Raw genomic sequence first — 9,915 nt, forward strand, 5'->3', positions numbered from 1 at the left:
CGACGACTACGGCTCCTCGTACCTGCCCCCGCACGTGTGGGCGTTCGCGGTGGGCTGGGCGCTGCTGGCCGGCGTGGTCGGCTTCGTCTACTTCTGGAAGGCAGAGGAGAGGTACGGCCGTGGCTGACGAGACGACGGGCGCGCGCATTCCCACCGTCATCGCGGACGACCTGCACATCGTCTACCGCGTCAACGGCGCCAGGACCGGCAAGGGCAGCGCCACGGCGGCGCTCAGCCGCATCCTCAAGCGGGGCAAGGACGACGCGCAGCGGGGCGTGCGCACGGTGCACGCCGTGCGCGGGGTCTCCTTCGTCGCCTACCGGGGCGAGGCCATCGGCCTCATCGGCTCCAACGGTTCGGGCAAGTCCACCCTGCTGAGGGCCATCGCCGGCCTGCTGCCCGCCGAGAAGGGCAAGGTCTACACCGACGGCCAGCCCTCCCTGCTCGGCGTCAACGCCGCCCTGATGAACGACCTGACGGGTGAACGGAACGTCATATTGGGCGGGCTCGCGATGGGCATGTCCCGCGAACAGATCAAGGAGCGCTACCAGGAGATCGTCGACTTCTCCGGGATCAACGAGAAGGGCGACTTCATCACCCTGCCGATGCGCACCTACTCCTCCGGCATGGCCGCCCGGCTGCGCTTCTCCATCGCCGCCGCCAAGGACCACGACGTCCTGATGATCGACGAGGCGCTGGCCACCGGCGACCGCTCCTTCCAGAAGCGCTCCGAGGCCCGGATCCGGGAGCTGCGCAAGCGGGCCGGGACGGTGTTCCTGGTCAGCCACAACAACAAGTCGATCCGCGACACCTGCGACCGCGTCCTGTGGCTGGAGCGCGGTGAGCTGCGCATGGACGGGCCGACCGACGAGGTGCTCAAGGAGTACGAGAAGTTCACGGGCAAGTAACCCGATGCGACCAGGGCCCCGCCGGAACTTCCCCGGTGGGGTCCGGCGTCCGCGAAGGAGGCGTCAACTCCCGCCCCGGCGAGGAATTCTGACGCCGATCGGTGTGTTGTTGCGATGCGCCGTACCCCCGACGGAACACGCCGCGTTGTACAACGTAAGCTGTACCGGTCCCGAAAGGCGGCAATCAGGGCCATAATGCCCGACACCATTCAGCGAGGCCGCTGGGCGGAAGCCCGGGCGGGCGTGTCCGAAATAGTATGCATTGGGTTGGCAGTGTAGAACGGGAGATGTGACGGCAATGGCTACGGAAACTCCCCGGCTGAACGCCGCATGTGCCGTCCCCGCCCAGGGCAGCCCGCGATGACGTCCACCGGCACGGCGCGCGCCGTCGATCCCGCACGCGCCACGCTCGACAAGGCCGCCGCCGAGAACTTCCCCGTGGCGCCCTTCTTCCTGCCCAGGCCGTGGCGCGACGACCTCATGGCCGTGTACGGCTTCGCCCGTCTGGTCGACGACATCGGCGACGGCGATCTGGCCCCCGGCGGCCGTGACGCCCGCCTCCTCGGTGTCTCCGCCGAGGAGGCCGAGGACCGGCTGGTGCTGCTGGACGCCTTCGAGGACGACCTGCACCGCGTGTTCGACGCGTCCGTCCCCGAGCCACGCCACCCGCTGCTGCGCGGACTGCGGCCGACGGTCCGCCGCCACGCGCTGACCCCCGAGCCCTTCCTCGCCCTGATCGCCGCCAACCGCCAGGACCAGCTGGTCAAGAGGTACGAGACCTACGACGACCTGCTCGCCTACTGCGAGCTGTCGGCCAACCCCGTCGGCCGCCTGGTCCTCGCCATCACCGGCACCTCGACGCCCGAGCGCGTCCGCCGCTCCGACACGATCTGCACGGCCCTGCAGATCGTCGAGCATCTGCAGGACGTCGCCGAGGACCTCGGCCGCGACCGCATCTACCTGCCCGCCGAGGACATGAAGCGCTTTCACGTCCAGGAGGCGGATCTCGCCACGGACAGCGCCGGCGCATCGGTGCGCGCACTGGTCGCGTACCAGGCCCAACGCGCCCGGGACCTGCTGAATGAAGGCGCCCCCCTGGTGGGTAGCGTCCACGGCAGACTGAGGCTGCTGCTCGCAGGGTTCGTGGCGGGAGGAAGGGCGGCCCTCCACGCGATCGCCGCCGCCGACTACGACGTACTTTCCGGCCCGCCCAAGCCCGGCAAGCTCCGGCTGCTGCGCGAGGCGGGCGTGACTCTGCGAGGAGAGGGGTGATCCGGACCGTGGAGTCGGAACCGCACGCGTCCGCACCGGTACTCGCCGCCTACCGTTACTGCGAGGCCGTCACCGGACACCAGGCCCGCAACTTCGCCTACGGCATCCGGCTGCTGCCGACGTCCAAGCGGCGCGCGATGTCGGCGCTGTACGCGTTCTCCCGGCGCGTCGACGACATCGGCGACGGCGCGCTGGCGGACGAGGTCAAGGTCGCCCGGCTCGAGGACACCCGGGCGCTGCTCACCCGGATCCGCGACGGCGCGGTCGACGAGGACGACACCGACCCGGTCGCGGTCGCCCTCGCCCATGCCGCCGCGCACTTCCCGATCCCGCTCGGCGGCCTGGACGAGCTCATCGACGGCGTCCAGATGGACGTGCGCGGCGAGACCTACGAGACCTGGGACGACCTGAAGGCCTACTGCCGCTGTGTCGCGGGCGCCATCGGGCGGCTCTCGCTCGGAGTGTTCGGTACGGAACGGGGAGCGCGCGGCGCCGAGCGCGCCCCCGAGTACGCCGACACCCTCGGCCTCGCGCTCCAGCTCACCAACATCCTCCGGGACGTCCGCGAGGACGCCGAGGGCGGACGCACCTACCTGCCCGCCGACGACCTCGCCAAGTTCGGCTGCTCGGCCGGGTTCGACGGGCCGATCCCACCGGAGGGCTCCGACTTCGCGGGCCTCGTGCACTTCGAAGTGCGCCGGGCCCGCGCCCTCTTCGCCGAGGGCTACCGGCTGCTCCCCCTGCTCGACCGGCGCAGCGGCGCCTGCGTCGCCGCCATGGCCGGCATCTACCGCCGGCTGCTCGACCGCATCGAGCGCGACCCCGAGGCCGTGCTGCGCGGCCGGGTCTCCCTGCCCGGACGCGAGAAGGCGTACGTCGCGGTGCGCGGCCTGTCCGGACTGGACGCCCGGCACGTCACCCGTCGGACCGTCAGGAGGCGCGCCTGATGGACACACCGCTCCCAGGTGATGCCCCCGGCGAAAAGCGGCGGGCAACCCTCCGTCACGACGCCGCGTCCCAGACTGAGACGGGCGGCCGTGCACCGTTCGGGCACGGCGGCCGGGCAGGGGAGGGCGCACGATGACCCACGGCACACGATCCGAGGGGGCCCTCGCGGGCGGCCCGGCACCGGCCGGGAGGCACGCCGTCGTGGTCGGAGGCGGGCTCGCCGGCATCACCGCCGCGCTCGCGCTCGCCGACGCGGGGGTGCGCGTCACCCTGCTCGAAGGCCGGCCCCGTCTCGGCGGGCTCGCCTTCTCCTTCCGGCGCGGCGACCTGACCGTCGACAACGGCCAGCACGTCTACCTGCGCTGCTGCACCGCCTACCGCTGGTTCCTCGACCGCATCCAGGGGGCGGCGCTGGCACCGCTGCAGGACCGCCTCGACGTGCCCGTCGTCGACGTCACGCGCCCCGAGGGACGGCGGCTCGGCCGGCTGCGGCGCGACGCGCTGCCCGTGCCCCTGCACCTGGGGCGCAGCCTCGCGACGTATCCGCACCTCTCGCTCACCGAGCGGGCCAGGGTGGGCCGGGCCGCGCTCGCGCTGAAGGGGCTCGACCCCGCCGATCCGGCCCTGGACACCCAGGACTTCGGCAGCTGGCTGACCGCGCACGGCCAGTCGGCGCGCGCCATCGAGGCCCTGTGGGACCTGGTCGGGGTCGCCACCCTCAACGCGGTCGCGGGCGACGCCTCCCTGTCGCTCGCCGCGATGGTGTTCAAGACCGGCCTGCTGTCCGACCCGGGCGCGGCCGACATCGGCTGGGCGCGCGTACCCCTGGGCGACCTGCACGACCGGCTCGCCCGCAAGGCGCTCGACTCCGCGGGCGTGCGGACCGAGGTCCGTACCCGGGTCACCTCCGTCTCCGCGAACGACGGAGGATGGAGCGTCCGGGTTCCCGGCGGGACGCTGCCGGCGGACGCGGTCGTCCTCGCCGTACCGCAGCGCGAGGCGTACGAGCTGCTGCCCGCGGGCGCGCTGGACGCCCCCGAGCGGCTGCTCGGCATCGGCACCGCGCCGATCCTCAACGTCCACGTCGTCTACGACCGCAAGGTCCTCGCGCGGCCCTTCCTCGCGGCCCTCGGCACCCCCGTGCAGTGGGTCTTCGACCGCACCGAGGCGTCCGGGCTGCAGGAGGGCCAGTACCTGGCGCTGTCCCAGTCGGTCGCCCAGAACGAGATCGACGAGCCCGTGGCCACGCTGCGCGAGCGCTACCTGCCCGAACTCCGGCGGCTGCTGCCGCGCACCCGCGACGCCCGGGTGAAGGACTTCTTCGTCACCCGGGAACGCACCGCCACGTTCGTTCCCGCCCCCGGCGTCGGACGGCTCAGGCCCGGCGCCCGCACCAAGGCACCCGGCCTGTACCTGGCCGGCGCGTGGACCGCCACCGGGTGGCCCGCGACCATGGAGGGTGCGGTCCGCAGCGGCGTCGGCGCGGCGGACGCCGCGCTGGGCGCCCTGGGCCGGCCCCGCCCCCGCCACCTCTTCGCGATCGAGGAGGCGGCCTGATGCTCGACGAGCGCGGCGCGGCAGACCTCCGCACCCCCGGTACCGCAACAAGAGGAGAGACTGTGCCCACTGTGCCCCCGGCCTCGCAGGCCGCTCGAAGGACCGCGGTGGACGTGTCCGCGCTCCTGGAGCGCGGCCGGACCCTGGCCACGCCGGTACTGCGGGCGGCCGTCGACCGCCTGGCACCTCCCATGGACACGGTCGCCGCCTACCACTTCGGCTGGATCGACGCCCAGGGCCGGCCCGCGGACGGCGACGGCGGCAAGGCCGTGCGCCCCGCGCTCGCCGTGCTGTCCGCCGAGGTCACCGGGGCCGCGCCGGAGACCGGTGTCCCCGGCGCGGTCGCCGTCGAACTGGTCCACAACTTCTCGCTGCTGCACGACGACCTGATGGACGGTGACGAACAGCGCCGGCACCGCGACACCGTCTGGAAGGTGCACGGCCCCGCCCAGGCCATCCTGGTCGGCGACGCCCTGTTCGCCCTGGCCAACGAGGTGCTGCTGGAACTCGGCACCGCCGAGGCCGGCCGCGCCACCCGCCGGCTGACCACCGCCAGCCGCGCGCTGATCGACGGCCAGGCGCAGGACATCTCCTACGAACACCGCGACCGCGTCAGTGTCGAGGAGTGCCTGGAGATGGAGGGCAACAAGACCGGCGCCCTGCTCGCCTGCGCCAGCTCCATCGGCGCGGTGCTCGGCGGCGCGGACGAGCGCACCGCCGACAGCCTGGAGAAGTACGGCTACCACCTCGGCCTCGCCTTCCAGGCCGTCGACGACCTCCTCGGCATCTGGGGCGACCCGGAGGCCACCGGCAAGCAGACCTGGAGCGACCTGCGCCAGCGCAAGAAGTCCCTTCCGGTCGTGGCCGCGCTCGCGTCCGGCGGCCCCGCTTCCGGGCGGCTCGGCGAGATCCTCGCCGCAGACGCCAAGAGCAGCGACTTCGCGAACTTCTCCGAGGAGGAGTTCGCGGCCCGCGCCGCCCTCATCGAGGAGGCGGGCGGCCGCGAGTGGACCGCCGAAGAGGCGCGCCGTCAGCACGCCATCGCCATCGAAGCCCTCGACGCCGTCGACATGCCCGACCGGGTGCGGGAGCAGTTCACGGCGCTCGCGGACTTCGTCGTCGTACGAAAGAGATGATCACTATCGGTCGAATAGCCCTCGCGTAGTCGCCGGCCGGTGTTGCGGGGAGAACAGCACCGGCCGACGGCGGACCCACAGCAGACACCACGACTTGCAGGACTGCACGAAGGGGAAGCCATGACAGCGACGACCGACGGAAGCACCGGGGCGGCCCTGCCGTCCCGAGTGACCGCGGCCAGCGACACCGACACCGACACTCCCGTGGCGGCCGGGGTTCCCGACATCGCCGCCCGCGCCATGCGGCGCGCCACCGACTTCCTGCTGTCCCGGCAGGACGACCAGGGCTGGTGGAAGGGCGACCTCGAGACCAACGTCACGATGGACGCCGAGGACCTGCTGCTGCGTCAGTTCCTCGGCATCCGCGACGAGGAGACCACCCGCGCCGCCGCCCTGTTCATCCGCGGAGAGCAGCGCGAGGACGGCACCTGGGCCACCTTCCACGGCGGACCCGGCGAACTCTCCACCACCATCGAGGCGTACGTCGCGCTGCGCCTGGCGGGCGATCCGCCGGACGCCCCGCACATGGCGAAGGCCTCCGCCTGGGTCCGCGCGCAGGGCGGCATCGCCGCCTCCCGCGTCTTCACCCGGATCTGGCTGGCCCTGTTCGGCTGGTGGAAGTGGGAGGACCTGCCCGAACTCCCGCCCGAGCTGATCTGGTTCCCGCCCTGGGTGCCGCTCAACATCTACGACTTCGGCTGCTGGGCCCGGCAGACCATCGTCCCGCTGACGATCGTCTCCGCCAAGCGCCCGGTACGCCCCGCCCCGTTCCCGCTCGACGAACTGCACACCGACCCCGCCCGTCCCAACCCGCCCAGGGTCCTGGCTCCGGCGGCCAGCTGGGACGGGGCCTTCCAGCGGCTGGACAGGGCCCTGCACGCCCTGCGCAAGGCCGTTCCGCGCCGGCTGCGCAAGGCGGCCATGAACACCGCCGCCCGCTGGATCGTCGAGCGGCAGGAGAACGACGGCTGCTGGGGCGGCATCCAGCCCCCGGCCGTGTACTCGATCATCGCGCTCCACCTGCTCGGCTACGACCTGAACCATCCCGTGATGCGCGCCGGGCTGGAGTCGCTGGACCGGTTCGCCGTGTGGCGCGAGGACGGGGCCCGGATGATCGAGGCCTGCCAGTCCCCGGTGTGGGACACCTGCCTCGCCACCATCGCGCTGGCCGACGCGGGCCTGCCCGCCGACCACCCGCAACTGGTCAAGGCCGCCGACTGGATGCTGGGCGAGCAGATCGTGCGGCCCGGTGACTGGTCCGTGCGCAGGCCCCATCTGCCGCCGGGGGGATGGGCGTTCGAGTTCCACAACGACAACTACCCCGACATCGACGACACCGCCGAAGTGGTCCTCGCGCTGCGCCGGGTCAAGCACCACGATCCCGAGCGGGTGGACAACGCCATCGGACGCGGGGTGCGCTGGAACCTCGGCATGCAGTCGAGGAACGGCGCCTGGGGCGCCTTCGACGTCGACAACACCAGCCCGTTCCCCAACCGGCTGCCGTTCTGCGACTTCGGCGAGGTCATCGACCCGCCGTCCGCCGACGTCACCGCGCACGTCGTGGAGATGCTCGCCGCCGAGGGCCTCGCCCACGACCCGCGCACCCGGCGCGGCATCCGGTGGCTGCTCGCCGAACAGGAGCCGGACGGCTCGTGGTTCGGACGCTGGGGCGTCAACTACCTCTACGGCACAGGCTCCGTCGTACCCGCGCTGGTCGCCGCCGGGATCCCCGGCTCGCACCCGGCGATCCGGCGGGCCGTGGCCTGGCTGGAGTCGGTCCAGAACGACGACGGCGGCTGGGGCGAGGACCTGCGTTCCTACCGGGACGCCCGGCAGTGGAGCGGCCGGGGCGCCTCGACCGCCTCGCAGACGGCATGGGCGCTGATGGCGCTGCTGGCGGCGGGAGAGAGGGGGTCCCGGGCCGTCGAACGCGGCATCGAGTGGCTGGCCGCCACCCAGCGCGAGGACGGTTCCTGGGACGAGCCGTACTTCACCGGCACCGGTTTCCCCTGGGACTTCTCCATCAACTACCACCTGTACCGGCAGGTCTTCCCGCTCACCGCGCTCGGCCGGTACGTGAACGGGGAGCCCTTCGCCAAGAAGCCCCTCGCGGCGAAGACCGGCACCGTGCAGGAGGGCGCCGGCCGGGAGCAGTCCCTCGCCGAGGCGAAGGGCAGCTGATGAGCGCCCGGCCCGCTCCGGCTCCGCTGCTGATCGCCTGCGCGCTCGGCATCGAGCAGCTCGCCCTGCGCACGAGCGAGCACGGGCGGGCCCTCGCCACCGGTTTTCAGCGCCCCGGAGCCGAACGGGGCAAGGGGAGCGGGGGCGGGCCGGTCACGGTCCTGCGCACGGGCATGGGGCCGGTGGCGGCCGAGCGCTCCGTCACCCGGGTGCTCGCCGATCCGGCCCTGCGCGGGGCGGCCGTCCTGGCCACGGGCTTCTGCGCGGGGCTCGCCCCCGGCATGCACCCCGGCGACCTGGTCGTCGCCGAGGAGACGCGGGACCCGCGCGGCAGCGTGCCGTGCACCGGGACCGAGCTGCTGGTGAAGGAACTGGCGCGCACGGTGCCCGGACGCACCGTCCACACCGGGCCGCTCACCGGCTCCGACCACGTCGTCCGCGGTCACGAACGGTCCGATCTGCTCGCGACCGGTGCGATCGCGGTCGACATGGAATCGGCGGCCACGCTGCTGAGCGCCGTCCGTGCGGGTGAGCGCCCGGTTGCGGCCGTCCGGGTGGTCGTGGACGCTCCGGAACACGAACTGGTCCGGATCGGCACGGTGCGCGGTGGAATATCGGCTTTCCGTGTTCTTCGTTCCGTACTTCCGGCTTTCTATGAATGGCACCGTTCCTTGCTGCTCCCCAGGAGGTGAGCCAGATGGCCATGCCGCTGCGCCAGTCCATCAAGGTCGCTACATACTTGGCCGAACAGAAGCTCCGCCGGCGGGACAAGTTTCCGCTCATCGTCGAGCTGGAACCGCTCTTCGCCTGCAACCTCAAGTGCGAGGGCTGCGGGAAGATCCAGCACCCGGCCGGGGTGCTCAAGCAGCGCATGCCGGTCGCCCAGGCCGTGGGCGCGGTCCTGGAGTCGGGTGCCCCGATGGTGTCGATCGCCGGCGGCGAGCCGCTGATGCACCCGCAGATCGACGAGATCGTGCGGCAGTTGGTGGCCAGGAGGAAGTACGTCTTCCTGTGCACCAACGCCGTGCTGCTGCGCAAGAAGATGGACAGGTTCACCCCCTCCCCGTACTTCGCCTTCGCCGTGCACATCGACGGGCTGCGGGAGCGGCACGACGAGTCCGTCGCGAAGGAGGGGGTGTTCGACGAGGCCGTGGCGGCCATCAAGGAGGCCAAGCGGCGCGGCTTCCGGGTCACCACCAACTCGACCTTCTTCAACACCGACACCCCGCAGACCGTCGTCGAGGTGCTCAACTTCCTCAACGACGACCTCAAGGTCGACGAGATGATGATCTCGCCCGCCTACGCCTACGAGAAGGCCCCCGACCAGGAGCACTTCCTGGGCGTGGAGCAGACCCGCGAGCTGTTCAAGAAGGCCTTCGCCGGCGGCAACCGGCGCCGCTGGCGGCTGAACCACTCCCCGCTCTTCCTGGACTTCCTCGAGGGGAAGGTCGACTTCCCGTGCACCGCGTGGGCGATCCCGAACTACTCCCTCTTCGGCTGGCAGCGCCCCTGCTACCTGATGAGCGACGGATACGTGCCGACGTACCGGGAGCTGATCGAGGAGACCGACTGGGACCGGTACGGACGCGGCAAGGATCCGCGCTGCGCCAACTGCATGGCGCACTGCGGCTACGAGCCCACCGCCGTCCTCGCCACCATGGGGTCCCTGAAGGAGTCGCTGCGCGCCATGCGCGAGACCGCCTCCGGAAACCGGGAGTGAGGCCGTGACCGCTGTCTCCCTCGGAGTCCCCGAGGTGCCCCTGCGGCCGGTCGCCGAGCGCCGGAGGAGCCGGCAGATCCAGGTCGGGTCGGTGGCGGTGGGCGGGGACGCTCCGGTGTCCGTGCAGTCGATGACGACGACGCGTACGTCCGACATCGGTGCGACGCTCCAGCAGATCGCCGAGCTGACCGCG

General features: G+C 72.2%; 10 protein-coding genes and 1 pseudogene. All 11 read left to right on the top strand.

Annotation, left to right across the window (positions count from 1 at the left end; all coding sequences use genetic code 11):
* Positions 1–127, top strand: a pseudogene (locus RIM90_RS28020) (ABC transporter permease); the annotation flags it as partial.
* A complete protein-coding gene (locus RIM90_RS28025) occupies positions 120–908 on the top strand; it encodes an ABC transporter ATP-binding protein (protein WP_309063548.1) in 789 nt (262 codons plus the stop codon). The pseudogene RIM90_RS28020 and the gene RIM90_RS28025, both read left to right, overlap by 8 nt.
* Before the next feature lie 360 nt (positions 909–1,268).
* Positions 1,269–2,180, top strand: coding sequence for a squalene synthase HpnC (gene hpnC, locus RIM90_RS28030; RefSeq protein WP_309063549.1), 912 nt, complete (start codon positions 1,269–1,271; stop codon positions 2,178–2,180).
* A complete protein-coding gene (gene hpnD / locus RIM90_RS28035) occupies positions 2,177–3,127 on the top strand; it encodes a presqualene diphosphate synthase HpnD (protein WP_309063550.1) in 951 nt (316 codons plus the stop codon). Before hpnC ends, hpnD begins: the two co-directional genes overlap by 4 nt.
* Entirely contained in the window at positions 3,127–3,264 is a 138-nt protein-coding gene (locus tag RIM90_RS31655; protein ID WP_375165582.1) for a DUF6380 family protein, read from the top strand. The genes hpnD and RIM90_RS31655 overlap by 1 nt, the downstream gene beginning before the upstream one ends.
* A complete protein-coding gene (hpnE, locus tag RIM90_RS28040; protein ID WP_309063551.1) occupies positions 3,261–4,685 on the top strand; it encodes a hydroxysqualene dehydroxylase HpnE in 1,425 nt (474 codons plus the stop codon). Before RIM90_RS31655 ends, hpnE begins: the two co-directional genes overlap by 4 nt.
* Before the next feature lie 71 nt (positions 4,686–4,756).
* Complete coding sequence (locus RIM90_RS28045) at positions 4,757–5,821, top strand: polyprenyl synthetase family protein (protein ID WP_309063556.1); 1,065 nt, start codon at positions 4,757–4,759, stop codon at positions 5,819–5,821.
* A gap of 120 nt (positions 5,822–5,941) precedes the next feature.
* On the top strand, positions 5,942–8,002 hold the full coding sequence (gene shc, locus RIM90_RS28050) for a squalene--hopene cyclase (protein WP_309063552.1): 2,061 nt from the start codon (positions 5,942–5,944) through the stop codon (positions 8,000–8,002).
* Entirely contained in the window at positions 8,002–8,694 is a 693-nt protein-coding gene (locus tag RIM90_RS28055; protein ID WP_309063553.1) for a 1-hydroxy-2-methyl-2-butenyl 4-diphosphate reductase, read from the top strand. The genes shc and RIM90_RS28055 overlap by 1 nt, the downstream gene beginning before the upstream one ends.
* 5 nt (positions 8,695–8,699) lie before the next feature.
* The gene (gene hpnH / locus RIM90_RS28060) at positions 8,700–9,722 is read left to right on the top strand and encodes an adenosyl-hopene transferase HpnH (RefSeq protein WP_309063554.1); all 1,023 of its coding nucleotides are present in this window, start codon (positions 8,700–8,702) and stop codon (positions 9,720–9,722) included.
* Positions 9,723–9,726: 4 nt separating this feature from the next.
* Positions 9,727–9,915: flavodoxin-dependent (E)-4-hydroxy-3-methylbut-2-enyl-diphosphate synthase (locus RIM90_RS28065; protein WP_309063555.1), on the top strand; the 189-nt coding region annotated here is incomplete at its 3' end.

It is taken from the genome of Streptomyces sp. (genome assembly GCF_031181555.1).
Taxonomy (GTDB): Bacteria; Actinomycetota; Actinomycetes; order Streptomycetales; family Streptomycetaceae; genus Streptomyces; species Streptomyces fimbriatus.

Coding starts and splice junctions, on each gene's coding strand:
- hpnH (WP_309063554.1), top strand. CDS start 8,700: ATGGCCATGCCGCTGCGCCAGTCCATCAAGGTCGCTACATACTTGGCC.
- shc (WP_309063552.1), top strand. CDS start 5,942: ATGACAGCGACGACCGACGGAAGCACCGGGGCGGCCCTGCCGTCCCGA.
- hpnE (WP_309063551.1), top strand. CDS start 3,261: ATGACCCACGGCACACGATCCGAGGGGGCCCTCGCGGGCGGCCCGGCA.
- hpnC (WP_309063549.1), top strand. CDS start 1,269: ATGACGTCCACCGGCACGGCGCGCGCCGTCGATCCCGCACGCGCCACG.
- RIM90_RS31655 (WP_375165582.1), top strand. CDS start 3,127: ATGGACACACCGCTCCCAGGTGATGCCCCCGGCGAAAAGCGGCGGGCA.
- RIM90_RS28055 (WP_309063553.1), top strand. CDS start 8,002: ATGAGCGCCCGGCCCGCTCCGGCTCCGCTGCTGATCGCCTGCGCGCTC.